Annotated in this window: 24 protein-coding genes and 1 tRNA gene; 21 read left to right on the top strand and 4 right to left on the bottom strand. The window is 69.9% G+C overall.

Features of this window, described 5'->3' with window-relative positions; translation table 11 throughout:
• Positions 1-27 precede the first annotated feature (27 nt).
• Positions 28-987, top strand: a complete 960-nt coding sequence (locus OG801_RS07960) for a tetratricopeptide repeat protein (RefSeq protein WP_355018971.1) — start codon at positions 28-30, stop codon at positions 985-987.
• Here OG801_RS07960 and OG801_RS07955 read toward each other — a convergent pair.
• Complete coding sequence (locus tag OG801_RS07955) at positions 960-1,886, bottom strand: LysR family transcriptional regulator (protein ID WP_406035053.1); 927 nt, start codon at positions 1,884-1,886, stop codon at positions 960-962. The two genes, OG801_RS07960 and OG801_RS07955, sit on opposite strands and share 28 nt — an antisense overlap.
• Before the next feature lie 73 nt (positions 1,887-1,959).
• Between OG801_RS07955 and OG801_RS07950 the strand changes: the two genes are divergently transcribed.
• The 3 genes from OG801_RS07950 to OG801_RS07940 all read left to right on the top strand — a co-directional run bounded on the left by OG801_RS07950 (position 1,960) and on the right by OG801_RS07940 (position 9,648).
• The gene (locus OG801_RS07950; RefSeq protein ID WP_406035051.1) at positions 1,960-2,892 is read left to right on the top strand and encodes an EamA family transporter; all 933 of its coding nucleotides are present in this window, start codon (positions 1,960-1,962) and stop codon (positions 2,890-2,892) included.
• A gap of 123 nt (positions 2,893-3,015) precedes the next feature.
• Complete coding sequence (locus tag OG801_RS07945; protein ID WP_406035050.1) at positions 3,016-6,210, top strand: family 78 glycoside hydrolase catalytic domain; 3,195 nt, start codon at positions 3,016-3,018, stop codon at positions 6,208-6,210.
• A 9-nt stretch (positions 6,211-6,219) separates the two neighbouring features.
• Positions 6,220-9,648 carry a glycosyl hydrolase gene (locus tag OG801_RS07940; protein ID WP_406035048.1) on the top strand — a complete coding sequence of 1,143 codons (3,429 nt, stop codon included), beginning with the start codon at positions 6,220-6,222 and terminating at the stop codon, positions 9,646-9,648.
• A 9-nt stretch (positions 9,649-9,657) separates the two neighbouring features.
• Here OG801_RS07940 and OG801_RS07935 read toward each other — a convergent pair whose 3' ends face one another.
• The gene (locus OG801_RS07935) at positions 9,658-10,401 is read right to left on the bottom strand and encodes an NUDIX domain-containing protein (protein WP_378834812.1); all 744 of its coding nucleotides are present in this window, start codon (positions 10,399-10,401) and stop codon (positions 9,658-9,660) included.
• 170 nt (positions 10,402-10,571) lie between these two features.
• Here OG801_RS07935 and OG801_RS07930 point away from each other — a divergent pair, with 170 nt between their 5' ends.
• Both OG801_RS07930 and OG801_RS07925 read left to right on the top strand, forming a co-directional pair.
• A complete protein-coding gene (locus tag OG801_RS07930; protein WP_406035045.1) occupies positions 10,572-11,453 on the top strand; it encodes an RNA polymerase sigma-70 factor in 882 nt (293 codons plus the stop codon).
• 66 nt (positions 11,454-11,519) lie between these two features.
• A complete protein-coding gene (locus OG801_RS07925; protein ID WP_406035043.1) occupies positions 11,520-12,713 on the top strand; it encodes an MFS transporter in 1,194 nt (397 codons plus the stop codon).
• Positions 12,714-12,741: 28 nt separating this feature from the next.
• On the opposite strand, the gene OG801_RS07920 is transcribed toward OG801_RS07925, so the two are convergent.
• Positions 12,742-13,785 (bottom strand): NAD(P)-dependent alcohol dehydrogenase, encoded by a 1,044-nt coding sequence (locus OG801_RS07920; protein WP_406035041.1) that lies wholly within the window; start codon positions 13,783-13,785, stop codon positions 12,742-12,744.
• Between the two features lie 48 nt (positions 13,786-13,833).
• Positions 13,834-14,172, bottom strand: a complete 339-nt coding sequence (locus OG801_RS07915; RefSeq protein WP_406035039.1) for a hypothetical protein — start codon at positions 14,170-14,172, stop codon at positions 13,834-13,836.
• A 140-nt stretch (positions 14,173-14,312) separates the two neighbouring features.
• On the opposite strand from OG801_RS07915, the gene OG801_RS07910 reads away from it, so the two are divergent.
• The 15 genes from OG801_RS07910 (at position 14,313) to OG801_RS07840 (ending at position 25,783) form a co-directional block, all read left to right on the top strand.
• Complete coding sequence (locus OG801_RS07910) at positions 14,313-15,092, top strand: enoyl-CoA hydratase-related protein (RefSeq protein WP_355018961.1); 780 nt, start codon at positions 14,313-14,315, stop codon at positions 15,090-15,092.
• Between the two features lie 5 nt (positions 15,093-15,097).
• Positions 15,098-15,433: a hypothetical protein gene (locus tag OG801_RS07905; protein ID WP_355018960.1), complete on the top strand. Its 336-nt coding sequence runs from the start codon at positions 15,098-15,100 to the stop codon at positions 15,431-15,433.
• A 110-nt stretch (positions 15,434-15,543) separates the two neighbouring features.
• On the top strand, positions 15,544-16,344 hold the full coding sequence (locus OG801_RS07900; protein WP_406035037.1) for an electron transfer flavoprotein subunit beta/FixA family protein: 801 nt from the start codon (positions 15,544-15,546) through the stop codon (positions 16,342-16,344).
• 21 nt (positions 16,345-16,365) lie between these two features.
• Positions 16,366-17,319 (top strand): electron transfer flavoprotein subunit alpha/FixB family protein, encoded by a 954-nt coding sequence (locus OG801_RS07895; protein WP_160027846.1) that lies wholly within the window; start codon positions 16,366-16,368, stop codon positions 17,317-17,319.
• 198 nt (positions 17,320-17,517) lie between these two features.
• Entirely contained in the window at positions 17,518-18,735 is a 1,218-nt protein-coding gene (locus OG801_RS07890; RefSeq protein ID WP_406035034.1) for a phospholipase D-like domain-containing protein, read from the top strand.
• Between the two features lie 24 nt (positions 18,736-18,759).
• Positions 18,760-19,665, top strand: coding sequence for a phosphotransferase family protein (locus OG801_RS07885; protein WP_406035032.1), 906 nt, complete (start codon positions 18,760-18,762; stop codon positions 19,663-19,665).
• 51 nt (positions 19,666-19,716) lie between these two features.
• A complete protein-coding gene (locus OG801_RS07880; protein ID WP_406035030.1) occupies positions 19,717-20,127 on the top strand; it encodes a hypothetical protein in 411 nt (136 codons plus the stop codon).
• Positions 20,128-20,203: 76 nt separating this feature from the next.
• Positions 20,204-21,454 (top strand): glutamate-5-semialdehyde dehydrogenase, encoded by a 1,251-nt coding sequence (locus OG801_RS07875; RefSeq protein ID WP_406035028.1) that lies wholly within the window; start codon positions 20,204-20,206, stop codon positions 21,452-21,454.
• Positions 21,455-21,659: 205 nt separating this feature from the next.
• Positions 21,660-21,821 carry a hypothetical protein gene (locus OG801_RS07870; RefSeq protein ID WP_350659739.1) on the top strand — a complete coding sequence of 54 codons (162 nt, stop codon included), beginning with the start codon at positions 21,660-21,662 and terminating at the stop codon, positions 21,819-21,821.
• 77 nt (positions 21,822-21,898) lie between these two features.
• The gene (nadD, locus tag OG801_RS07865; RefSeq protein WP_406036260.1) at positions 21,899-22,522 is read left to right on the top strand and encodes a nicotinate-nucleotide adenylyltransferase; all 624 of its coding nucleotides are present in this window, start codon (positions 21,899-21,901) and stop codon (positions 22,520-22,522) included.
• A complete protein-coding gene (rsfS, locus tag OG801_RS07860; RefSeq protein WP_091047921.1) occupies positions 22,519-22,893 on the top strand; it encodes a ribosome silencing factor in 375 nt (124 codons plus the stop codon). The genes nadD and rsfS overlap by 4 nt, the downstream gene beginning before the upstream one ends.
• Before the next feature lie 6 nt (positions 22,894-22,899).
• On the top strand, positions 22,900-23,535 hold the full coding sequence (locus OG801_RS07855; protein ID WP_406035026.1) for a histidine phosphatase family protein: 636 nt from the start codon (positions 22,900-22,902) through the stop codon (positions 23,533-23,535).
• A 62-nt stretch (positions 23,536-23,597) separates the two neighbouring features.
• Positions 23,598-23,670: transfer RNA gene (locus OG801_RS07850), tRNA-Ala, on the top strand.
• A 416-nt stretch (positions 23,671-24,086) separates the two neighbouring features.
• A complete protein-coding gene (locus OG801_RS07845; RefSeq protein ID WP_406035024.1) occupies positions 24,087-24,947 on the top strand; it encodes an MlaE family ABC transporter permease in 861 nt (286 codons plus the stop codon).
• Positions 24,944-25,783, top strand: coding sequence for an MlaE family ABC transporter permease (locus tag OG801_RS07840; RefSeq protein ID WP_406035022.1), 840 nt, complete (start codon positions 24,944-24,946; stop codon positions 25,781-25,783). The genes OG801_RS07845 and OG801_RS07840 overlap by 4 nt, the downstream gene beginning before the upstream one ends.
• Positions 25,784-25,786 lie beyond the last annotated feature (3 nt).

The following is a 25,786-nucleotide window of genomic DNA, read 5'->3' as shown; positions in this document are numbered from 1 at the left end:
CTGGTGCCTGCTCATAGGATTGAGAACATGACGCAGCAGCCGTTCTCCCGCCCCGGAGCCGTCGATCTCTCCGGGCTCGCCAGCACCACGCCCGCACAGGACGCCTCCTTCGGCGGTCCGGCCGATGCGGCTCCCGCCCAGGGGCGGAGCGCCGGCTCCTACACCGTCGAGGTCGACGAGCAGATCTTCCAGTCGGTGCTCGAGGCGTCGATGACCGCTCCGGTTGTCCTGGTCTTCTACGGTGCCTCCCGCTCGCCCGAGAGCGTCACCTACGCGGGCGACGTGTCGACGGTCGTGGAGGAGTACGACGGCCGCTTCCTGGTCGGCCTCGTCGACATCGACAAGAACCCGCAGATCGCGCAGGCGCTGCAGGTGCAGCAGGTGCCGCTCCTCTACATCCTGCTCGACGGCCGGCCGGTCACCCAGCCGATCCCGGGCGCGCTCAACCTCGAGGAGCTGCGTACGGTCTTCCAGCAGCTCGGCCAGCAGCTGACCACCCAGGGGATCGGCGGGCGACACAAGCCCAACGCCCTCGGCGGTGCCGTGGCGACCGAGGACGGGGACGAGCCGGCGATGGATCCGCGCTACGCCCCGGCCCAGGACGCCCTGGAGCGCGGCGACATCGACGCCGCCGTGGCCGAGTACGAGAAGCTGATCGCCTCCAACCCCGCCGACTCCGAGGCCGCCGCCGGGCTTGCGATGGCCAAGGTGCTGCAGCGTACGCAGGGGGTCGACCTCAACGCCGCTCGTGCCGCCGCCGCGGCCGCGCCCGACGACGTCGACGCGCAGACGCTAGTCGCCGACCTGGACCTGCTCGGCGGCCACGTCGAGGACTCGTTCATCCGGCTGGTCGAGCTGGTGCGGCGCACGTCGGACTCTGAGCGCAACAAGGCGCGCGAGCACCTGCTGGGCCTGTTCGCCGCGGTCGGCAACGACGACGAGCGGGTGCTCAAGGGTCGTCAGTCGCTGGCCTCAGCGCTGTTCTGAGCGGCCCTGTTCTGACCCGCGAGGGCGCTCAGCACGGCGGTGACCGCCGGTGAGGCGGCCATCGTGCGCCGGTGCAGCGCGAGGATCTCGCGCGTGGGGACCGGGTCGACGACGCGTACGGCGACCAGGTCCTCACCCAGCGCCGCCCGACCCATGCGGGGGATGAGCGCGATCCCGAGGCCCGCTCGCACGAGAGCCAGATGGCTGTCGAACTCCATCGAGACGTGCGCGATCCGCGGCAGATGGCCGGTGCCGGCGTACATCCGGTTCAGCCACTGCCGGCAGATCGTGCCCTCCGGAGTCGCGATCCAGTCCTCGGCGACGAGGTCGTGAGGGGTCACCTTGGCGAGCTGGGCCAGCGGATGGTCGCGATGGGCGATCACGTCGGCGATGTCGCGGTGGAGCTCGGTCGTGACGAGATGGTCGGGGATGGAGAGCGGAACGTCGCCCCAGGAGTGCACCACGCCGATCTCGCTGTGACCGGTGGCGACCAGGTCGACGGTGTCCCACGGCTCGCGCTCGGAGAGGGTGAGGGCGAGCTCGGGATGGGCGACGCGGAGCTCGCCCGCGACCGGCGCGATCAGTCCGCGCATCGCGGTCGAGAAGGCGGTCAGCCGCAGTCGGCCGGCCACGGTGGTGGCCTGCTCGTGCAGCCCTGACTCCAGCGACTCCATGTCGGCGAGCAGCCGCGACCCCTCGTCGACCAGATGCCGGCCGGCGTGGGTGAGCATGACGCCGCGCCCGATCCGCTCCAGAAGAGGTACGCCGACCTGTCGCTCGAGCCGCTTGACCTGCTGTGACACGGCGCTGGGCGTGAAGCCCAGGGCGTCGGCGGCCGCCACGACCGAGCCGTGGGTGTCGACGGTGCGCAGGGCGACGAGCGAGGCGAGGTCGATCATGAAGTAATGCTACGTCATCGGATGAAGAATCATTCGCTGGTGCTTCATTGTCTTTGGAGTCATCGTTGACGGTGTGAACCGCCGTGACTCGCTGCTCGCCGTCCTCGTCGCCGTCCTGTGGGGCTTCAACTTCGTCGTCATCGACTGGGGCCTCGAGGCGCGCGACGGGCATGCGGTGCCGCCGCTGCTCCTGCTCGCCGTGCGCTTCGTCCTGGTCGCGTTCCCGGCGGTCTTCCTGCTTCCGCGCCCGAAGGCGTCGTGGCGGGTCGTGGCGGCGGTCGGGATCTTCATGAGCCTGGGCCAGTTCGGGCTGCTCTACACGAGCATGGCCGCCGGGATGCCGCCCGGTCTCGCCGGGCTGGTGCTCCAGGCGCAGGTCGTGCTCACCATCGTCCTCGCGGCTGGTGTGCTGCGCGAGCGGCCGACCCTCCTGCAGGTGATCGGCGTCGTCGCCGGCGCTGTCGGGCTGGTCGTGGTGGCTCTCGGGCGGGGCGGCCACGTGCCCGTCGTCGCGCTGGTGCTCTGCCTGCTCGCCGCGCTGTCATGGGCGATCGGCAACGTGATCTCCCGGGCGGCCAAGGTGCCCGGCGGGCTCTCGCTGACGGTCTGGTCGGCCCTGGTGGTTCCGCTTCCGCTGTTGGCTCTCTCGCTGGTTCTCGACGGACCCGAGGGTGTCCGCGAGGGGGTGGCCGCCTTCGGCTGGGAGGCGCTGGTGTCCACGGCCTACACGGTGGTGCTGGCCTCGTTCGTCGGCTACGGGATCTTCAACTCGCTGCTCGCGCGGCACCCGGCGTCGTCGGTGGTGCCGTGGATCCTGCTGGTGCCGCCGGTCGCGATCGGTTCGGCATGGCTGCTGCTCGGGGAGGTGCCGAGCACCGGCGAGCTCGCCGGTGGCGCCCTCCTGGTGATCGGGGCCCTCGTCGCTCAGGGAGTGGTGCGCCTGCCGCGGTCTGGTGGGGTCGCTGGGCCTCTCCCGGATCTCGTCGAGAGCGGAAAGCGCCGCTGAGCGCTCCCCGGATCTGACCCACGGACTGGCCGCATGCGGCCAGTCCGTTGCTGTGACTCCCGTCATAGGTGTGACGTGCGACATACTAACCTCCGTTGGAGTTGAATCGTTTCAGGAGGTGCGATGAGAGCCCTGGTGACCCTTGCGTTGGTGGCGTCAGCCGTCGGTCTGATGCCGTCCGCGGCAGTCGCGAGCGACCCGTCCGGCGGGGTTGCCGCCCCGGCGCGACTCAGCGTCGGAGGGGTGGGCGACCCGATCGGAATCGACGACCTCACCCCCGACCTGCAGTGGCGCAACGGCGCCGGCGTCGCCCGACAGACGGCCTACCAGGTCCGCGTCGCCTCGTCCCGCAGCCGGTTGGGCGACCCCGACCTGTGGGACAGCGGCCGGGTCCGCTCGGCCGCGATGGCGACGTCCTACGCGGGCGATCGCCTCGGCTCCCGCGACAAGGCGTCGTGGCAGGTCCGGGTCTGGGACGCGGCCGGCCGGGCGAGCGAGTGGAGCAGGCCGGCCTCCTTCGAGATGGGTCTGCTCGACGAGTCCGACTGGCAGGGGCGGTGGATCACCGATGAGCGCTGGGCCGCCCCGCTCCATCAGGACGTCAGCATCGGCGCGCAGGAAGCCCGCTACGTACGGCTGACCGTGGTCGACCTCGGCCGTCCCGGCGAGCCCCTCGACGACCCGAACTGGAAGCCGCGCCTCGAGCTCGGCGAGATCGAGGTCACCCACGGCGCCGACGGGGCCAACCTCGCCGAGGGCGCCACCGTGACGGTCTCCGAGGAGAACTCCGAGCCGGGCGTGTGGGACCCCGCCTACCTGACCGACGGCAAGGTCACCACCGCGGACGACCCGCGTGGCTACCGCAGCGACTACCACCCCGAGACCGACGTCCAGGACCAGCCGATCGTGATCACGATCGACCTCGGTGAGCCGACGGCGATCGACACGGTCCGGCTCTACTCGCTGTGGGACGCGCCCAGCGACTACGGCACCACGCCGAACTTCCCTCGCGACTTCCAGGTCTCGGTCTCCGCCGACGACACGACCTTCACCAAGGTCGGACCGCGGACCAAGGTCACCGCGGTCTCCAACCTGCACGCCTCTCCGGAGGGACTGCCGGTCCTGGCCCGGGACTTCACCGCGGGCGGCGACATCGCCTCCGCCCGGCTCTACGTCACCGGCGAGGGCGTCTACGACGCCTCGCTCAACGGCGAGCCGGTCTCGCCCGACCTGCTGCAGCCCGGCAACACCGAGCACAGCGTCCGCGTTCCCTACGCGACGTACGACGTCACCCGGCTGCTCCGCAAGGGCGGCAACACCTGGGGGATCGAGCTCGGCAACGGGATCTACAACGTCTTCAACACCCCCGAGATCCCCAAGCGCTACATGAAGGCGGCCGCCGGGCACGGCGCCCCGCGGGCGATGGGGCAGCTCGAGATCACCTACCGCGACGGCCGGCGCCAGACGGTCGCGACCGGCTCCTCGTTCAAGTCGTCCCTCGGCGAGGTCACCTTCTCGAACTGGTACGGCGGAGAGGACCACGACGCCCGGCGCGACCTCGGCGCCTGGAACGAGCCCGGCGCGGACCGTGACGGCTGGCTCGACGCGGTCGACATCGGCGCCCCGGCCGGCGACCCGGAGCTGGTGGCTCAGCAGAGTCCGCCGATCCGCGAGGTCGACACCTTGGAGACCGTTGCCGTCAAGGAGCCGATGGTGGGGACGTACGTCTTCGACCTCGGCACCAACTTCGCCGGTTGGCAGCGGCTGACGACCAGCGGCCCGGCCGGGACCACGATCACGATGCGACCGGCCGAGAAGCTCAAGGCCGACGGCACCGTCGACCAGGGCAGCGTCGGCGGCGACATCCGGGACCGGTTCACGCTGGCCGGCACCGGCGCGGAGACGTTCACGCCGAGGTTCGTCTACCACGGCTTCCGCTACCTCCAGGTCGAGGGCCTGACCACCGCGCCGACCACCGCGACGGTGAAGGGGCTGGTGCTGCGCGCCACCGACCGGGCCGTCGGCTCGTTCGCCACCTCCGACGTCCAGATGACCGGGATCCACCGGATCATCGACCGCTCGGTGCAGTCCAACATGTACTCCGTCTTCACCGACTGCCCGCACCGCGAGAAGCTCGGCTGGCTCGACCAGACCAACCTGGTCTTCGACACCCTCGCCTACGGCTACGACGTCCAGGCGCACTACCGCAAGATGCTGCAGGACGTCGTGGACGCCCAGCAGGACGACGGCCTGATCCCCACCACCGCACCGGAGGACGCGCTCTTCGCCGGCGCCTTCCGGCACGACGCCAACTGGGGCGCGACCCTCGCGGTGTCGTCCTGGCAGATCTACCAGTGGTACGGCGACGACAGCGCCATGCGCGCTCATTGGCCGCAGATGGTGGAGTACGCCGACTACCTGGCCTCGATCTCGAAGGACGGCATCGTCCCCGGTGGCCTCGGTGACTGGATCACCCCGGCCTCGCCCGCCACGCCTCCGGCGCTGACCCAGACCTGGGCCTACCACCGCATCCTCACTCACATGAGCCAGATCGCGGCCGCCCTCGGGCGTGACGCGGACGCCGCTGCGTACGAACGGAAGGCGGCGGAGGTGGCCACGGCCTTCCACGCGACCTTCTACCACCCGGAGACCGGGCTATACGGCAACGGCGACCAGGCAAGCCAGGCTCTGGCGCTCCAGGAGGACCTCGTCCCGACCGACCTGCGCGCCGGTGTCCTGGACCGGTTCGTCCAGCAGATCCGCGCCGCGGATGACCACATCGTCGTCGGCGAGGTGGGTCTGTACGCAGCCGTCGACCTGCTTTCTCGGGAACGGCTCGACGACGTGCTCCACGACTGGGTGCAGCGCGACGACGGGGTCAGCTACGGCAAGTTCCTCGCCGCCGGCGCGACCTCGCTGCCGGAGAGCTGGACCAGCTCCGGCGCCTCGCAGAACCACTACATGCTCGGCGCGATCGACTCCTGGTTCACCGGTGGGGTCGCCGGCATCACCCAGGCCGACGACTCGGTGGCTTGGAAGAAGGTCGTGATCGAGCCCGCGCTCGTCGGTGACGTCGAGTCGGCCGCGTCCTCGTACGAGTCGGTCCGGGGCACGATCTCCAGCTCGTGGGTCCGGACAGACGGACAGGTCCGGCTCACCGCCACGATCCCGCCGAACACCACCGCGACCGTCCGGGTGCCGGCAGCCGAGGGCGTCCGGGTCACCACCCCGACCGGCGCCCGCCGGGTGGCCTCGACGGTCCCCGGGTTCGCCGAGTTCGAGGTCGGGACCGGCACGTACACGTTCATCACCAGGTAGGAGCAGAACATGATCCGACTCACCGGCCTTCTCGCCGGCACCGCGGCCCTGGCGACAGCGCTCGCGCTCGGCACCGTACCCACCGATCCTGCGGTGGCGGCCCAGGGAGCGACCCAGAAATCGACCCAGGCACGCGGCTTCGATCCGGCGGCCTTCGCCGACCCGCCCAGCGACAGCCGCCCGGCCTTCTACTGGTACTGGACGGGCAACGTGACCCCGGACGTCGTCGACGCGCAGATGGCGGAGATGCGCGACAAGGGCGTCTACGAGGCGGTCCTCTTCCCCTACGGCGGCGACAAGATGCAGCCGGCGTTCTTCTCCGAGGCCTGGTTCGACATCGTCGAGCACGTCCTGCGGGAGGCACAGCGCACCGGGATGCGGATCTGGCTGTTCAACGACAGCAACTTCCCCAGCGGCAAGGCGGGCGGCATCATCGCCAACGGCGGCACGGTCGGGGACAAGACGTACGAGCCGAGCCCGGAGCTGCGCCTCAAGGCGCTGCAGCGCTCGACGCGCGTCGTCGAAGGCCCGGCGACGATCGACCCCGCTGAGTCCAGCGGTCTCAGCGTCGAGGGCGGACGGCTCGTCGTGGACGCGGCCATCCGCGAGGGTGCGCACCCGATCAGCTCCGGTGCGGCCTGGGGCGACTACACCGCGACCGGGAAGGTCACCCTGACCGCCTCCGGCGCGCAGCTCGTCGTACGTGCCTCCGAGGACGGCAGCCGCGGCTACCTCGTCGATGTCGACGTGAAGGGCAAGGCGAGCGTCTGGCGTCTCGACGGCGGCTCGCGGACCCGGCTGACCACCGGTGTGAACACGCCGGGCTTCTCGCCGCGGCGGGAGCAGACGATCAGCGTCACCGTCGCCGGCGACCGGATCCAGCCGGTGATCAACAAGACCGTCCAGCCCGAGGCGGTCGACGCGACGTACGCCACGGGTGCTCCGGCGGTCAGCGCGGAGTTCGGCGGCGTCGGGATCGAGGATGCGGTCGAGGGCCTTCAGCGCGTGCAGTGGAACGACCTGACCGTGACCGACCAGGCCGGGGCGACGCTGTGGTCGCAGACCTTCGAGGGCAGCGAGGCGATCGGTGACTTCGGCGGCCCGCTGGTCAGGCTGAAGGACACGGTCGCGGCCGCGGCTCGCCCGACGGGATCGACCGACGGTGGCGACCTGCTCGAGCTCACCCCGAACCTCGAGGACGGCTCCTGGACGGTGCCGGCGGGGCGCTGGCAGGTGGACACCTTCGCCCACACGACCCTGGTCGACGACACCAGCGGCTACCACCGGGGCTACCTCAACCTGCTCGACCCCGACGCGACCGACCGGCTGCTCGAGGTGGTGCAGGGGGAGTACCTGCGCCGTTTCGGCTGGGCGATGGGCTCGGTGGTTCCGGGCTTCTGGGACGACGAGCCCTTCATCTCCTCGGCTGAGCCGTGGCCCTTCAAGCGGCTCGCCTGGTCGGACGGTCTCGCGGACCTGATCGAGGACGCGGGCGGGTCCCCGGGCGTCGCGTTCACCGCCGCCTCCGACGAGCTCGGCCGCACCGGTGAGCAGTACGCCGGGACCTACTGGCGCGCGGTCAACGACGCGTTCGCGACCAACTACTACCAGCGCCAGGCCACCTGGATGGGCGAGCACGGACTGCAGCTGATCACCAACCCGCTGCTCGACGAGGAGGGCCCGCAGCAGCGGATGCACAGCACCGGCGACCTGGCCAAGAACAACCAGTACGCCCAGGTCCCCGGCACCGACATGATCACGACCGACTACACCGCGGGCAAGCAGACCACCTTGATGCGCAACGCCGCCTCGGCGGCCCACCAGAGCGGTGCCGAGCGCGCCCTGGTGGAGGTGTTCGGCAACTCCGGATGGGGAGTCGCGCCGGAGTACATGCACGCCACGATCGGTGCCCTGGCCACCCGGGGAGCCAACTTCACCGCGCTGCACGCGATGTGGACCGACGAGACCCAGGTCTACTTCGCGCCGCCGTTCGGGCCCGCCAGCACCTACTGGGACGCGATGGGCGACGTCGATGCCTGGATCGGCCGGGTCATGGAGCTCGGCCGGGGCGACTCGCTCGCCCGGACCGCCGTGGTGCAGCCGCAGCGAGCCGCGGAGCAGACCCGGGCGACGGACGCGGAGCATGAGCTCGACGACCGCCTCGCCGAGGCTGCCTTCGCGCTCGAGCGCGGTCAGGTCGACTTCGACCTGCTCAGCGACGGCTCGCTCTCCGGCGACCCGGGCACGCGCTATCAGGCGCGCTCCGACGACGGTGAGCTGAAGGTCGGCGAGGCGAGCTATCGGATGCTCGTGCTGCCGACGACACCGGTGCTGGACCTGGAGACGGCCCGGACCCTGAAGAAGTTCGTACGCGGCGGCGGGCGGGTGGCGGCCGTCGGGCCGTTGCCCGAGCTGGAGGCCGGCGGTCGGACCGCCGAGCTGGACCGGGAGCTGCGCTCGCTGTTCGGTGGAGCCGCCGCGGGTTGGACCCGTCGCGGCGAGGGCCACGTCGCCGTGGTCGCGGACGCGGACGCTCTCGGTGGGCTGGCGGCTTCCGCCGGTGTCTCTGCCGCCGAGCTCAGCCCGGCCGCTCCGGCGGTGCGGGTGCTGCGTACCAGCCGCGACGGGGACGTCGCGTTCCTGGTCAACAACGAGAGCGACCAGGCCGTCAGCACCTCGGCGACCCTTCCGGTCGACGGCGTGCCGGAGATCTGGGACCCGCGCGACGGCAGCACCGAGGTCGCCGCGACGTACGACGAGGGCCGAAGCAAGGAGACCACCGTGCCGCTGCGCCTCGACCCCTACGAGACGCTCGCGATCGTCTTCCAGAAGGGCAGCAAGCCAGGCGCGCACCTGGTCGGTGACCAGCTCGCCGAGTCGGTGACGCGGAGCGGGAAGGCGCTCGAGGCGACCGTCCTGGTCGACGAGCCCGGGACGACGACCCTCACCGGCAAGGACGGGCAGCGGACCTACCGCGGCGAGGCCACGACGACCGACCAGCTGCAGCCGATCGCGCTGGACGGCCCGTGGACGGTGAGGCTCGAGCGCGAGGGCGAGTCGGAGCAGACCAGGCCGCTGGGATCGTGGACGACCATCGACCCCCGCTTCTCCGGGAGCGCGACCTACCGCACCTCGGTCGACGTCACCGCCGCCGACCTGGCCGGACGGCGGATGCTGCTCGACCTCGGCGAGGTGCGCGACATCGCGCAGGTCACCATCAACGGGGTCCTGCTGCCGCGGGCGCTGTGGCGTCCGTATGTCATCGACGCCACCGAGGCGCTACGTGCCGGCGCGAACACGATCGAGGTCCGCGTCACCAACACGCTGCTGAACCAGCGCGGCAAGGCCAACCAGGTCCCGCCGACCTCCGGTCTGCTCGGGCCGGTCAGCCTCCGTCCGCAGGCGGTGGTCGTCGCGGAGCTGACGCCGTCGCGGTGAGGTTGAGCGCTAGGGGCGGCCCGACTCGGTGTAGCCGGGGCCGCCCCGCAGCGCGGCAAGGGCGGCCTCGACCCGGCGCGCGGTGAAGTCGGCGGCCCGCTCGCGGACCTCGTCGAGAGTGCAGAACGCCACCGAGCGGATCTCGCGCGGCTGGAGAGTGGTCCGATCGACGATCGAGGACGGGTGGACGCCGCCGTCGAAGACGAGGCAGACGGCGTCGTCCCAGCCGCCCCACGGCGGCAGCCAGTCGGTGAGCAGCAGGTCGCCGGCCGGGAGGACGAGGGCGAGCTCCTCCTCGATCTCGCGGGTGGTGGCCAGCTTCGGCGACTCACCGACCTCCACGATGCCGCCGGGCAGGTCCCAGTCCTTCTTGTAGGTCAGCTGGCACATCAGGACGCGCTCCTCGGCGTCGCGCACCAGCATCTGCCCGATCGCGCGCTTGCGCGGGAGGAACGAGTTGAGCAGCGCCCGGAAGCCCTCGGGTGCCTCCACCGGGGCATCGCTCGCGACCCGGGCGTAGATCATCCGGTCCTTGCCGCCAGCCACGCCGCGGAGCAGCCCCTCGCGGTGCAGCCCCGACCAGGTCGCCGTGCGCTGTTCGGTCGGGTCGTCCGGGTCGACCAGCGCCTCCACCCGATGATGGGTGAGCAGCGCGGCGGCCACCTCGCGGCGTACGACATCGACGGCCTCGCCCGCGGCCCACTCGATCCGGGCAACGCCCTCCGCCACCGTCGTCGTCTCTGGCTCGCTCACGCCCCAACCCTAGTGTCACATCCTGATGAGTGCCGGTGTCTGGATGGTGACGAGATGCTCACATGACACAGGAGGGCGACGATGCCCAGCACGTTCAGGATCCCGAAGGTGGATCTGACCGGCCTCTACGGCGCGATCACGCTGGCGCAGGCGCCGGTAGGGTCGCGGGCATGAGTGACGATGCCGCGACGGAGGTCTTCGTCGCCCACCGCAACCTGCTCTTCACGGTTGCCTACGAGATGCTCGGCTCGGCCGCCGACGCCGAGGACGTGCTCCAGGAGACCTGGCTGCGCTGGGCCGAGGTGCCGCTGGAGGAGGTGCGCGACCACCGCGCCTATCTGGTGCGGATCACGACCAGGCTCGCGCTCAACCGCATCCGGACGCTGTCGCGCCGCAAGGAGACGTACGTCGGTCCGTGGCTGCCGGAGCCGCTGCTGACCGCGCCGGACGTCGCCGAGGACGCCGAGCTCGCCGACTCGCTCTCGACGGCGGTGCTGCTGGTGCTGGAGACGCTCTCGCCGACCGAGCGGGCGGTCTTCGTGCTGCGCGAGGTCTTCGCGCTGGGCTATGGCGAGATCGCGGCAGCGGTCGACAAGTCGCCGGCCGCCGTGCGTCAGATCGCCCACCGGGCGCGCGACCACGTCGCCGAGCGCCGGCCGCGCGAGTCGGTCTCGGCGGCCGAGGCGCGGCACGCCCTGGAGCGGTTCCGCGACGCCGCGACCGGCGGCGACCTGCAGTCGCTGCTGGACGTGCTCGCCCCCGACGTCGTGCTCTTCTCTGACGGCGGCGGTGTGGTGCAGGCGGCACGCAAGCCGATCCACGGCGCCGAGAAGGTGCTGCGGTTCTTCGCGGGGCTGGCGACGAAGTACGGCATCCCCAGGTTCGAGCTGACCAGCGTCAACCGCGCCCCGGGGATGCTGATCTACTTCGGCGAGGAGGTCGACGGCGTCGTCACCCTGCACGTTGAGGACGGCATGGTCACCGGCCTCTACTACGTACGCAACCCCTCCAAGCTCAGCGGCGTCGCCGAGCAGGTTCATCTGGAACGCTGAGGCCGACGCCGGCCCTGAGGCGGCGCGTGCGAGGGTGACGCCCTACGTGCTGCTTGGAGGTTGGCGATGGAAGAGCGGGTCGACGGGCGGCCACTGCTCGCGGTGCTGGTCACGCTCTGCGTGACCGTCACCGCGGCGTACGGCGTCCTCTACTACGCCTTCACCGTCCTGCAGCCGCGGATCGTCGACGCCACCGGGTGGTCGGCGGCCGCGATCACCACCGCCTTCTCCGCCGGGACGCTCGTGGGTGCCGTCGCGGGCATCCCCGTCGGGCGGGTCATCCAGCGCTTCGGGCCACGGTGGGTGATGGCCGGGGCCAGCCTGCTGGGGGCGGCGTCGCTGCTCGTGGTCGCTGCCGCGCCCTCGTACTGGATCTTCGCACTGGGCTGGCTGCTGGTCGGGCTCTCGACCGCCGGAACCTTCTACCCGCCGGCCTTCGCGGCGCTGACCCACTGGTTCGGTACACGGCGGGTCGATGCGATCACGACCCTCACCCTCGCCGGCGGATTCGCCTCGACCATCTTCGCGCCGCTCACCGACGCGCTGGCGGGCTGGGTCGAGTGGCGATGGACGTACGTGATCCTGGCAGGCGCCTTCGTCGTGCTGACGTTCGTGCCGAGCATCGTCGTGCTCGATCTCGCCTGGGAGCCGACTGCCCCGAGCAACGACGGCCGACCTGTGCGGGATCGGGACGTGCTGCGAAGCAGCCGGTTCATGCTGCTCACGCTTGCGGGCACCCTGGTCTCGCTGGCTGTGTTCGCCTCGATCGTCCACCTGGTTCCGTTCCTCGTCGAGCACGGGCTGAGCGCGACCACCGCCGCCTGGGCCCTCGGCCTCAGTGGCGCCGGCCAGGTCGCGGGACGTGCGTTCTATCCGATGCTGGCGCGTCGTTTCGGTGTCCGGGCCCGGATGATCGGGGGAGTGCTCTGGTTCGCCGCCTCCATCGCCCTGCTTCCGTTGCTGCCCGCGGTCGGCTGGGTGATGATCGTCGTCGCGGTGCTCACCGGCACTGCTCGCGGGCTCTACACGCTCATCGCGGCGACCGTCGTCAGCGACGTGTGGGGGCCGGAGAGGTACGCCGCGCTCAACGGCGTCTACTCGGCTCCCGCTGGAGTTGCTGGTGCGCTTGCTCCTGCTGTGGGGGCTGCGCTCGCTACCGTGCTGGGCGGGTATGACGCGCTCTACTGGGTCCTTGCTGGGACCGTCCTCGTTGCTGCGTTGCTTGCTGGGAGCGCGTTGGCGTCGTTCGGGCGGCGGTGACTCAGCCCCTGGGGTTTGTGCGAGAGGACTAGGGGACGACAACGGCGCGTCCGCGAAGCGTGCCCTCGTGAAGTCGCCGGTACGCCTCCGGTGCCTCGTCCAGGGAGAACCGCTCCGTCTCCACGTGCACGAGCCCGGCGCGGGCGAGGTCGAAGACCTCCATCAGCTCCGAACGCGAGCCCCAGTACGGAGCCCGGATCACCGCGTCGTACGGCTTGGCGAGCGTGCCGACCTGGGCGCTGGCGGTGTTGACGCCGACGATGACCAGATCGCTCTCCACACCGATCACGGACGAGGCCAGGTCGACGGTCGGCTGGGCGCCGACGAAGTCGAAGACGGCGGTGGCGCCGCGGGCGCCGACCACCTTGCGGATGTTGTCGGCGGCCGTCTTGTCGGACAGGAAGGCGTGGTGGGCGCCGACGTCGGTGGCCAGGGCGAGCTTGTCCTCGCTGAGGTCGAGGGCGATCACGGTCGCGGGGGAGAGGGCCCGCAGCAGCTGGATCGCGACGTGGCCGAGGCCGCCCGCGCCGATCACGACGGCGGTCGAGCCGGCGACCAGCTTGGGTAGCGAGCCCTTGATGGCGTGGTAGGGCGTCAGGCCGGCGTCGGTGAGCGCCACGTTGGCGACCGGGTCGAGGTCGCCGAGTGGCAGCAGGTGGCGGGCGTCGGGCACGAGGACGTACTCGGCCATGGTCCCGTCGGTGCCGAGCCCTGGTGGGCTGATGTGGAGCTCGGCTGCACGCTCGCAGTAGTTCTCCTTGCCCTGCGCGCAGGGGTAGCAGCGGCCGCAGCCCTGCGGCCCGTAGATCGCCACCGGCTCACCGGGCTCGATCCCGTGCGCGCCGTCGCCGAGCGCGTCGACAACCCCGACACCCTCGTGCCCGAGCGTCATCGGCAGCGGGTAGCCGAACGTGTGCCAGGCCTCCTCCGGCAGGCCCATCAGGAAGGAGTCGGAGTGGCAGGCGCCGGCCGCGGTGATCTTCACCCGCACCTCGCCCGGTCCCGGCTCCGGCACCGGAACCTCGCTGATCTCCGGCGCAGCGCCGATCGTGACGTACCTCAGAGCCTTCATCGTCGATCTCCAGACCGGCAGGACCCCCGCCCGCCGCTGCGTCCCGTTCTACCCTGGCGTCCGCGGGGACGCCAGGGTAGAAGCGGGTCCGGCTACTGCCCGAAGACCTGCAGTTCGGCCGCGTGGACGGTCGACGGCGTCCAGGGCCGTGGTCGCGGACTCCTGGGTCGAGGTGGGCAGCACACGGTCGCGTACGTCCAGGCCGGCATCGGCCTCGTGACCGAGCAGCCCGACGGAGCGGGCAGTCTCAGTCTTCGTGTTGGCAGTGTCACCAGTAGTGGAGAGCGCGGCACCCGAGACCGGCGTCACCAGCACGAAAGCGCCGAGGGCGATGCTCAGCGCGGCACCGAGGCTCACCCTGGCGCGACTGGAACGAATATCGGTCATGTTATTGAAACGTCCCTTTACCCGCTCGGGTTACGAGATACACGCAACGCCTGTACCGCGAACCGGCACACAAGAGGTGGAAGGCACCCGCTAGTGTTCCGGACACATGTAACCGCCTTCACAGACAGGGGAGCGCCACGATGGGTGACTTCGTCAACCTCACCGTCGAGGACGGCATCGGCACGATCCGGCTCGACCGGCCGAAGATGAACGCGATCAGCTTCCAGGTGCAGGCCGAGCTGCTCGAGGTCGCGACCGAGGCGGCAGCCGACGATGACGTACGCGCGGTCGTGGTCTACGGCGGCGAGAGGCTGTTCGCCGCCGGGAACGACGTCAAGGAGATGGCCGGCCTCTCCTACTCCGAGATGGCCAAGCGGGTCGCCGGCGTGCAGGCCGCGGTGACGGCCGTCGCGGAGATCCCGAAGCCGGTGGTGGCCGCGGTGACCGGCTACGCGCTGGGTGGAGGCTGCGAGCTGGCGCTCGCGGCCGACTTCCGGATCGCCGCCGACGACGCGACCTTCGGTCAGCCGGAGGTCCTGCTCGGCATCATCCCGGGTGCCGGTGGCACCCAGCGGCTGGCACGGCTGGTCGGGCCGTCCAAGGCCAAGGATCTGATCTTCTCGGGCCGCTTCGTCAAGGCAGACGAGGCGCTTGCAATCGGCTTGGCCGACCGGCTCGTACCGGCGGCCTCGGTCTATGAGGAGGCGCTCGCGTGGGCGAGCCAGTACAAGTTGGCGGCACCGTACGCACTGGCGGCGGCGAAGACGGCGATCGACAAGGGGCTCGGGGTGGACCTCGCCACCGGGCTGGCCATCGAGCAGCAGCAGTTCGCCGGCGTGTTCGCGACGAAGGACTCCCAGACCGGAATGGCATCGTTCCTGGAGAACGGCCCCGGCAAAGCCAACTTCGAAGGGAAGTGAATCTCGTGTCCGACACCAAGACGTCCACCGGCCCGGGCATGGTCCACACCATCCGGTCCTACGCCTCGAGGGTGGTCTGGGTGATCGCGCTGCTCGCCGCGCTGGCGCTGGCGATCGGAGCGCTGCTGATCGCGCTCAAGGCGAACCAGGACAACACCCTCGTGGCGTTCATCCTCGACCTCGCCGACATCGCCGATCTCGGCCTGTTCTCGCGGGAGAACGGCATCAAGCAGTTCAGTGGTGAGGACGCCGAGATCAAGAACGCGCTCTTCAACTGGGGCATCGGCGCGCTGGCGTGGCTGATCGTCGGCCGCATCGTGGCCGGTGTGATCCGGCCCTGAGCCCATGTGACATTCTCAACGCGTAGGCACCTGTCATCGTATGTGACTGACGGGTAACATCGCTGGCGAACTACGACCATTCCAGGAGGGGCCGGCAAGGCCGCACCATCATGAACATTGTTGTGCTTGTGAAGTACGTGCCGGACGCGACCGCGGACCGGCAGTTCGAGGACGACTTCACCGTCGACCGCGTGAACGTCGACGGTCTGCTCTCCGAGCTCGATGAGTACGCCGTCGAGCAGTCGTTGCAGATCAAGGAGAAGCGCGAGGGTGAGGAGATCACCGTCACCGCGCTGACCGTTGGTCCGCAGGCCGCCGAGGCAGCCGTGCGCAAGGCGCTGCAGATGGGTGCCGACAAGGGCGTCCACGTCGTCGACGACGCGATCGCCGGCTCGGACTCCATCGCCACCTCGCTGGTGCTGGCCAAGGCGATCGAGAAGATCGGCGCCGAGACGAAGGTCGACCTGGTGGTCGGCGGTCTGGCCTCGACCGACGCCGGTATGAGCGTCGTCCCGGCGATGCTGGCCGAGCGCCTCGGCCTGCCGCAGGTCACCCTGGCCTCGGTCGTCGAGACCCAGGGCGACCAGATCCGGATCAAGCGTGACGGCGACGTGGCCACCGAGGTCATCGGCGGCACGCTGCCGCTGGTCCTCTCGGTCACCGACCAGTCCGGTGAGGCCCGCTACCCGTCCTTCAAGGGCATCATGGCGGCGAAGAAGAAGCCGCTGGAGACGTGGTCGCTGGCCGACCTCGGTGTCGACGCCGGCCAGGTCGGCCTCGGTGCTGCCTACACGGCGGTCGAGGAGACGGCGGCCCGTCCGCCGCGTACCGCGGGTGAGATCGTCACCGACGAGGACGGCTCGGGCGCCAAGGCGCTGGCCGAGTTCCTCGCGTCCAAGAAGTTCATCTGAGGCCGGGAAGGATTCTGAATCATGGCTGAAGTTCTCGTTCTCATCGACCACGTTGGTGGTCAGGTCAAGAAGCCGACCTATGAGCTGCTCACCCTGGCCGCCAAGCTCGGCGAGCCCTCCGCTGTCTACATCGGTGGCGCCGACGGTGCCGCTGGTGCCGCGGAGGCTGTGAAGGGCTACGGCGCCGAGAAGGTGTACGTCATCGACGACGCCCAGATCAAGGGCTACCTGGTGGCCCCGAAGGCCGAGGCGCTCGCGCAGCTGGCCGGCACCGCCTCCCCGGCCGCGATCCTGCTGCCTTCCTCCGCGGAGAACAAGGAGGTCGCCGCCCGTCTGGCGATCAAGCTCGACTCCGGTCTGATCACCGACGCCGTCGACCTCGACGAGTCCGGTGTGGCGACCCAGTCGGTCTTCGCCGGCAACTTCACGGTCAAGGGCAAGGTCACCAAGGGCACCCCGATCATCACGGTCAAGCCCAACTCGGCCGCTCCGGTCGAGAAGGCCGGCGCCGCCGCGGTCACCCCGTTCGAGGTGACCATCTCCGACGCCGCCAAGACCGCCCAGATCGTGGCCTCCCAGCCGCGTAAGGCCTCCGGCCGCCCCGAGCTCACCGAGGCCGCCATCGTTGTCTCCGGTGGCCGTGGCACCGGCGGTGACTTCTCCGCCGTCGAGGGTCTCGCCGACGCGCTCGGTGCCGCTGTGGGTGCCTCGCGTGCCGCGGTCGACTCGGGCTGGATGCCGCACACCTTCCAGGTCGGCCAGACCGGTAAGACCGTCTCCCCGCAGCTCTACGTGGCCAACGGGATCTCCGGTGCGATCCAGCACCGTGCCGGCATGCAGACCTCGAAGACCATCGTCGCGGTCAACAAGGACGAGGAGGCACCGATCTTCGAGCTCGTCGACTTCGGTGTGGTGGGCGACCTGCACACCGTTCTCCCGGCCGTCACCGAGGCCGTGAAGGCAGCCAAGGGCTGAGTCACGGTGTGACGTTCGTCCCGAAAACCCGCCTCCGAGCACGGCTCGGAGGCGGGTTTCTTTCGGTTTGGCATCTTGTTCTGGGAATTGTCGTTGCGGGCCATACGTCGCTGGGTATAGTCCGGCCGCATGTGGGTGAATGCGCTGAGGTCGAGGACGACCCGGAAGATCTCGATCGCTTCGGCTGTGGCTGGCTGCGTGGCTGCCTTGGTCGTGGCGACGATGTCCGTGGTTTCGACGCCAGCGACCGCGGCGACCTGGTCGCCCCCGGCGGGGCCGTTCTTCAACAACCCGACCGGCAACGCGTCGCAGCGCAACGCCATCGTCCACCGGATCAACAACAGCATCCGCTACGCGCGCGCGGGCTCCTACATCCGGTTCGTCACCTACAACCTGGACCGCGCCGACACTGTCGATCAGCTCATCGCCGCGCACAAGCGCGGAGTGCACGTGCAGATCCTGGTCAATCGGAAGATGTGGAGCAGCGGTGAGCGGAAGCTGGCCGCCCGGTTCGGCACCACGCGCTCCCGTCCGAGCTTCATCTACGGCTGCGCAGGCGCCTGCCGTGGATATGACAAGGGCAACCTGCACATCAAGATGCATTCGTTCACCCAGGTCGGCACCAAGCGCAACATCCTGATCAACAGCTCCGGCAACCTCGGTGGCGGCGCGGCTGGTTCGCAGTGGAACGACGCCCAGACGATCTACGCCAACGACAGCCTGTGGAAGACCTGGCTGCGGATGTTCAACGAGCTCAAGGCCGACCGGAAAGCCTCGCCGCGCTACGTGTCCTGGACCGGTGGCGGCACCTCCGTCGGCTTCCAGCGTCAGCGTCCGGGCGCGACCAGCGACGAGATCTACGCCCGCGGTAGCGGTGACCGGGTGATCGACCGGCTGCGGCTGATCGGCTGCAGTGCGCCGAGCGGCTACGGCACCAAGGGCAAGACGATCCTGCGGATCCACATGTACGCCTGGTACGGCCGCCGTGGCGAGCGCATCGCCGACGAAGTCGTCCGGTTGAAGAAGCGCGGCTGCGTGGTCCGGGTGATCGGCTCGGTCACCAGCGACGTGGTCTACCGCAAGCTCCGTCGGGTCGGCATCCCGGCGCGCGACGCCGCCTGGGACTGGGGCCAGAAGAAGTCGACCAGCGGCGACAACATCGTCTACGGCTCGCGCTGCTACTCCCACTACAAGTGGATGAGCGTCAACGGCCGCTACTCGAACAGGGGCACCTACAGCGTCTGGACCGGCTCGGAGAACTGGTCGCCGCCGTCGTTCAGCAACGACGAGGTCACCTTCCGGTTCACGTCGAAGAGCTACTACACCGCCTACACCGCCCGGTTCAACAAGATGTGGGACAGCTCGAGGGCCACCCACCGGATCTACCTGGAGCCGAAGAGCCGGCCCTGCGCCTGACGCTTGGGGCGCTAACCTCGCCGGGTGAGCTTCGGTGAACTCGGTGGGGGCCTTCGGCCACTCGACGGCGGCTGGTCGGGCGAGACGTTCCTGGCTGAGGCAGGCGGGGAGAGGTCGGTCGTGCGGGTCTTCGCCGACCCGCGCCACCACCCGCAGGCCGCGGAGGTCCACGAGGCCCTGCACCGTCTGGTGCGGGGCCTCGTCCCCGTCCCTGACGTATTGGAGGTACGCCGCGCCGACGCGGCCACGGGCACGCCCGCGCTGCTGGTGACCGAGTTCGTCGAGGGCGTGCGCGGCGACCTGCTGCTCCCCGACCTGGACGAGGCGCAACAGGGCAGCTTCGGGCGCTGTCTCGGAGAGATCGCGGGCACCCTGGCCGGGATGCCGTTCCTGACCGCCGGGACCTTCGCCGACAAGGAGCTGCGGGTCGAGGCGTTCGCCCTGGACCTGACCGAGTGGGTCGAGTCGTACGCCGAGCGTCTCGACTGGTCACCGGCCGACCTGGAGGGCCTGCGGGACGTGGCCGCCGACGCCCAGGATCTGCTCGACACGGTCACGCGGGTGAGCCTGGTGCACAGCGACCTCAACCCGAAGAACCTCATCGTGGACCCGGAGACGCTGCGTGTGCGCGCGGTGCTGGACTGGGAGTTCGCCCACGCCGGCTCACCGTTCGCCGACCTCGGCAACCTGCTGCGGTTCGATCGGGAGGCGGCGTACGTCTCAGGGGTGCTGGAGGGCTATGTCGCGGTGCGTGGGGGCAGTGCCGCGGAGGCTCTCGAGCTGGCCCGCGCCGCGGACCTGGTCGCACTGGTCGAGCTCGGGGCGCGGCGTACCGCCAATCCGGTGGCCGCCCGGGCGCACGACCTCCTGCTCGAGATCGCACGATCCGGGGACGTCCACACCGCCCCGGAAGGCTCCGATCGCGGCTAGGATCGGAGCGCGCCGGACGGTGCCGGCGCAACCTGGGGGATGGTTGTGGGAGTGAGTGATCTCGACGGGGCTCGGGGCCCCGCCGGAGCTTGGTGGCGTGGCTGGACGCCCTGGATCTCGGCGCTCGTGCTGTCGGCGCTGTTCGCAGGGGCGACATCGGGGATCGCGTTCGTGCGGAAGTCCTACAGGCCGCCGGTGGACTACCCGGCGATGACCGAGTCCGAGCCGGCGGCGAGCGCCTCGTCGTCCGCGCCGGCGAAGCAGGACCGGCGCCCGTCGCCCTCGACGCGACCGACGGGCGCGCCCGCCGACCCGACGCCGGTGAAGGCGCCGCGGAAGGTCCGGCCCTCGGCCTCCGGATCGGGGAGCGGCGAGCCGATGGCGACGCCGGAGCCGTCCGAGAGCCCGTTCGACCCGCTCGGGGGTCTCGGCGTCCTGCTGGGACTGGGCGAGGAGGAGTGACCCTTCGCCGTGCGGTCCGGTCCGTACGGCGAAAGGGGTGGTGGCTGCGTACGCCGGACGGCATAGGGTTTCCCTCATGAGTGCAGAGGCAGTGATCCGTGAGGTGGCGGCGAAGGCACGAGAGGCGAGCTACGAGCTCGCGGTCGCGCCGCGCAGCGTGAAGGACGCGGCGCTGCACGCGATGGCCGACGCGCTCCTGGCGCGGGCTGACGAGGTGCTGGAGGCCAACGCGGCCGACGTCGCCCGTGCCGAGGCCTCGGGCAGCCCGGCCAACATCATCGACCGCCTCACCCTGACCCCGGAGCGGCTCGACGGCATCGCCGCCGCCCTCCGCGAGCTCGCCGCCCTCCCGGACCCCGTCGGAGACGTCGTACGCGGCAGCACCCTCGCCAACGGCCTCGAGCTGCGCCAGGTGCGGGTGCCGTTCGGTGTCGTCGGGATGATCTACGAGGCGCGCCCCAACGTGACCGTGGACGCGGCCGGGATCTGCCTGAAGTCCGGCAACGCGGCGCTGCTGCGCGGATCCTCCAACATCGCGTCCAGCAACGTGGCGATCGCCGCCGTGCTGCGCGACGCCGTCGCCTCCGTCGGTCTCCCGGCCGACGTGATCCAGGTCGTGCCCGGTGAGGGCCACGACTCGGTCAAGGCGCTGATGCGGGCCCGCGGCCTGGTCGACGTGCTCATCCCGCGCGGTGGCGCCGGGCTGATCCGCAGCGTGGTCGAGGAGTCGACGGTGCCGGTCATCGAGACGGGGGTGGGCAACGTACACGTCTACGTCGACAAGGCCGCCGACCTCGAGAAGGCGGTCTCGATCGTGGTCAACTCCAAGACCCAGCGCACCAGCGTGTGCAACTCCGCCGAGTCGCTGCTCGTGCATGCCGACATCGCCAAGGAGTTCCTGCCCATGATCGTCCCCGCCCTGCAGGAGCGTGGGGTGCAGATCCACGGCGACGGGAGCTTCCAGGCGTACGACCTCGTCGAGCCGGCCACCGACGAGGACTACGCGGCCGAGTTCCTGGCGCTGAAGATCAGCGCTGCCGTCGTGCCGGACCTCGACGCCGCCATCGCCCACATCCGGCGCTGGTCGAGCGGTCACACCGAGGCGATCCTGACCGAGGACCTGCGCGCGGCCCGGCGGTTCACCGCCGCCGTCGACTCCGCGGCGGTCATGGTCAACGCCTCGACGCGGTTCACCGACGGCGGCGAGTTCGGCTTCGGCGCGGAGATCGGGATCTCGACCCAGAAGCTGCACGCCAGGGGCCCGATGGGGCTGCCCGAGATGACCTCGACGAAGTATGTGGTCACCGGGGACGGGCACGTGCGCTGACCTAAAAGCGGCCGCGCGGGCGGGGTCACCTGCTGCGCGACGTCCCAGCACGCACCCGGCCGCGTTGTCGTCGGTCGACGGCCAACCCCGGGCCGCCTCCCTCCTCCGCCTTGCCGAGGCCACTTCGTTCAGACCTGCACTGGGACGCCGCTCGCGACGGTGCCCCCGCCCGCGCGGCCGCTTGGAGCAAGGTAATCTGTGCGCCATGTCGAACTCTGTTGTGTCGAGCATCATCACCTCCGCTGAGCACGGGGCCGAGCACGGCACCTCTGGCATCGAGTGGGTCATCGGCGGCGGCGCCCTGGCTATCCTCATCTTCGCGCTCCTGGTCCTGGTCTGGTTCGCCGGCGGCCGTGAGCACTCCTGAGCGCTGATCCGATGGGCAGCGGGGGAGCGCCCGAGCCAGGTCTGGAGGGCCTGACCGGCAAGCGCCGTGTCGGGGTGATGGGCGGCACCTTCGATCCCATCCACCACGGCCACCTGGTGGCGGCCTCCGAGGTGCAGTCGTTCTTCGACCTCGACGAGGTCGTCTTCGTACCGACCGGCGACCCCTGGCAGAAGGCCGACCGCGACGTGTCTCCGGCCGAGCACCGCTACCTGATGACGGTCATCGCGACCGCCGCCAACCCGCGCTTCACCGTGAGCCGGGTCGACATCGACCGGGCCGGCCGCACCTACACCATCGACACGCTGCGCGACCTCGCCAAGGCGCTGCCCGAGGCCGAGCTCTACTTCATCACCGGGGCCGACGCGCTAGCCGAGATCTTCACCTGGCGTGACACCGACGAGCTCTTCGAGCTCGCCCAGTTCGTGGGGTGCACGCGCCCGGGCTACAACATGGATCCCGAGGTCATCGCGAAGATCCCCTCCGACCGCATCACCATGCTCGAGATCCCCGCTCTGGCGATCTCGTCCTCCGACTGCCGCGAGCGGCGTCACCGTGGCGAGCCGGTCTGGTATCTCGTCCCCGACGGCGTGGTGCAGTACATCGGCAAGCACGACCTCTACCGGCCCAGGGAAACCAGGGCCCCTCAATCCAAGACTCTCCCAAATAAGGACCGCGTATGACCGCGACCGAGCACGCTATCGAGCTCACCATCACCGCCGCCCGGGCGGCCTCGGACAAGAAGGCCGGGCACATCCTGGCCTTCGACGTCAGCGACCAGCTGGCCATCACCGACGCCTTCGTTCTGGCCTCTGCCCCCAACGAGCGCCAGGTGCAGTCGATCGTCGACGAGGTCGAGCTGAAGCTCCGCGACCTCGGCTCCAAGCCGCTGCGCCGCGAGGGGCACAAGGAGGGGCGCTGGGTGCTGCTCGACTACGGCGAGATCGTCGTTCACGTCCAGCACGAGGAGGAGCGCCAGTTCTACGCCCTCGAGCGGCTCTGGCGTGATTGCCCCTCGATCTCGCTGCCCGCCGACATCGTCTCCGAGGGCTGAGGTCCGGTGGTCGAACCTGCGGAGATCCGTCGCCTCATCCTGCTCCGCCACGGGGTCACCGGCTGGAACGCCGACGGCCGCTACCAGGGCCAGACCGACATCGAGCTGGCCGAGACCGGCCACCAGCAGGCCAAGGCCGCCGCTCGCGCGCTCGGGATGACCTTCGCTGTCACCCGCCTCGTCTCCTCGGACCTGATGCGGGCCCGGCAGACCGCTGCGTACGTCGCCGAGGAGACCGGCCTCGAGGCCGCGTACGACCCGCGGCTGCGGGAGGTCTGCGCGGGGGAGGCCGAAGGGATGAACCGCGCCGAGATCTTCGAGCGCTTCGGTGAGATGCCGGCCAGCTGGGAGCCCTTCGGCGGCGAGTCCTGGCCCACCGTCGCGGCACGCTTCAGCGGCGCGCTCCACGACGTCGCCGAGACCGTCGCGCCCGGCGAGACCGTCGTGGTCGTCGCTCACGGTGGTGCCATCCGGCAGGGTCTGGCCGCCTTCCTCGGCTGGGACCCGTCCGTCGTCACCACCCTCGCCCCGCTGACGAACTGTGCCTGGATCGAGCTCACCGCCCGGGAGTCCGCCCACGGACTCATCGCGTCGGCGCCCTGGCGACTCGCGACGTACGGAATGGGGGCCCCGATTTCGTGATCGCGAGAGCATTCCGCTACTGTTCTTCTCGTTGCCCGGGTTGATCTCCGGGACAACGCCAAGGGGGTGTGGCGCAGCTGGTAGCGCATCTGCATGGCATGCAGAGGGTCAGGGGTTCGAGTCCCCTCACCTCCACCGAAACACCTGATCAGAGCCGTGTTCTGAACCTTCACCGAAGGTTGAGAACACGGCTTGATCGCTTTTAGGACGCCTTTGTCGTTCTGGTCTCGGAGCCTCTGCGTGACGTCCTGGACGGACTCGGGCGGACCAGGCCCGAGGGCCGCATCTCTGGTGCATGCGTGCAGGTAGCGACCGACCGACGGCGCCTGGCGGCCAGCCGTCCAGCAGTGGATCGGGGTGGCTGAGGCGTCACGAGCGTAAAACTAATACCTATAGAAAAAAAACCTAAAGCCATACGGATTTGCCCGTAACCTGCGTCACATGACCTCGTTGAGTGTGATGCGCGTCGCATCCCGATGCGCCGAGTTGGAACCCGCCTCTGGTGGCGTTCCAGCCCGCCCCATCAAGTTGCACGAGGAGCGCAGACAGGTATGAGCACAGGTGCCGCTGCCCCGCCGATCGTCAGGCGTGGTCCTTACGAGAACCCGTTGTCCAACTCGCTCGGATGGTTGCCGCCGAAGGTTCGGCGACCTGTGGTCGAGGCGGGCGGGATGGTCGACCTGCTGGTGAAGATCGTGAAGAGCGCGGTGCTGCATCCGCGCGGCTACTGGGTCGACGTCGCCGACGACATGTACCAGACCCTGAAGCAGGCTTCGCTTCCCATCGCCGCGGCGATCTTCGGGTTCCTCATCTTCATGTCGATCCTGACCGTCCAGTTCTTCGCGATGGCGGGAGCCACCCAGCTCTTCGGCCCGCTGCTCCTTCTACAGGCGATGCGGACCTTCACGATGTGGATCGTGTCCATGGTCGTCGCGGGCGTGATCGGCTCGGCGCTGACCGCCGACATCGGGGCCCGGAAGGTCCGCGAGGAGATCGACGCGATGGAGGTCATGGGCGTCGACCCGATCCGGGACCTGGCGGTGCCGAGAGTCGTCTCGCTGACCCTGCTCACGACCTTGATCTCGGTGCCGTCGATCATCGTCACGATCGTCTCGATGCAGGTGGGCGCTAACTACGTCGCCGGCCAGTCCGGTGCCGACTTCCACAGCAACCTGTTCGCCAATGTCTCGCCGGTCCAGGTGCTGGCGGTGGTCGCCAACTGCTTCCTGGTGGGCCTGCTGATCGGCACGATCTGCTGCTACAAGGGGCTCAACGCCTCCGGTGGCGCGATCGGCCTCGGCCGGGCGGTCAACCAGGCCGTGGTGCTCTCCTTCGTGGGTGTGTGGGTGCTTCAGCTCGCCTTCAACGCCCTGCTGCTCGGTCTCTTCCCGAACCTGGGGAACTTCCGATGACCGCCGCCGAGCCCGTACGCCCGGTCGCCCCCGCCGTCGTCCGGCGGCGAGCGGCCGCGCCCGCCAAGGGCCGCCTGGACGGGGTGGGCGACTTCGTCGGCTTCGTCGGCAAGGTCTTCGCCGAGATCCCGGTCGCCGTCCGCCTCTACCCCTCGGAGATCGTGCGGCACGCCAGCGCCATCGTGAGGGAGAACAGCCTGGTGATCCTCGCGATGCTGTTCATGATGGGCGCGGTCATGGGCCTGACCGCCAACTTCCTCTTCGCCAGCATCGGCATCGACTCCTACATCGCCGCCGTCAACTCGGTCGCCGGGGTCCGCGGGATCATCCAGGTGGTCTTCGGCTGGATGGTCGCGGCGAAGATCGGCTGCGGCATCGTCGCGGAGGTGGGTGCGATGCGCATCTCGGAGGAGATCGATGCCATGGAGGTCATGGGCATCCGATCGATCCCCTACCTGGTCAGCACCCGGGTGATCGCAGGCGCCATCACCATGCCGCTGATCTTCGTCACCTCGATGGTGGTCAACTTCTTCGCCGGCTTCCTCTTCAACGTGCATCTGCTGCAGACGGTGAGCCCGGGAGGCTTCCAGTACTACCTCTTCCTGTTCCAGAACCCGCGTGACTTCGTCCTCGCGATCATCTGGGGCACGGTCCTGGGCGTCGTGATCCTCACCGTCGCCTCCTACTACGGCTACACGGCCAAGGGCGGTCCGGTCGGCGTGGGCCGCAACACGGCGCGGTCGATGCTCGTCAACCTCGTCCTCGTCAGCGTCATCGGGATGGCGCTGGTCCAGCTCTTCTACGGCAACACCCCCAACGCACCGATCGGCAACTAGATG

The organism is Nocardioides sp. NBC_00163, assembly GCF_045206295.1.
Taxonomy (GTDB): Bacteria; Actinomycetota; Actinomycetes; order Propionibacteriales; family Nocardioidaceae; genus Nocardioides.
The sequence above is the reverse complement of the archived record's forward strand: the minus strand, read 5'-3'. Positions and strand labels throughout refer to the sequence as shown.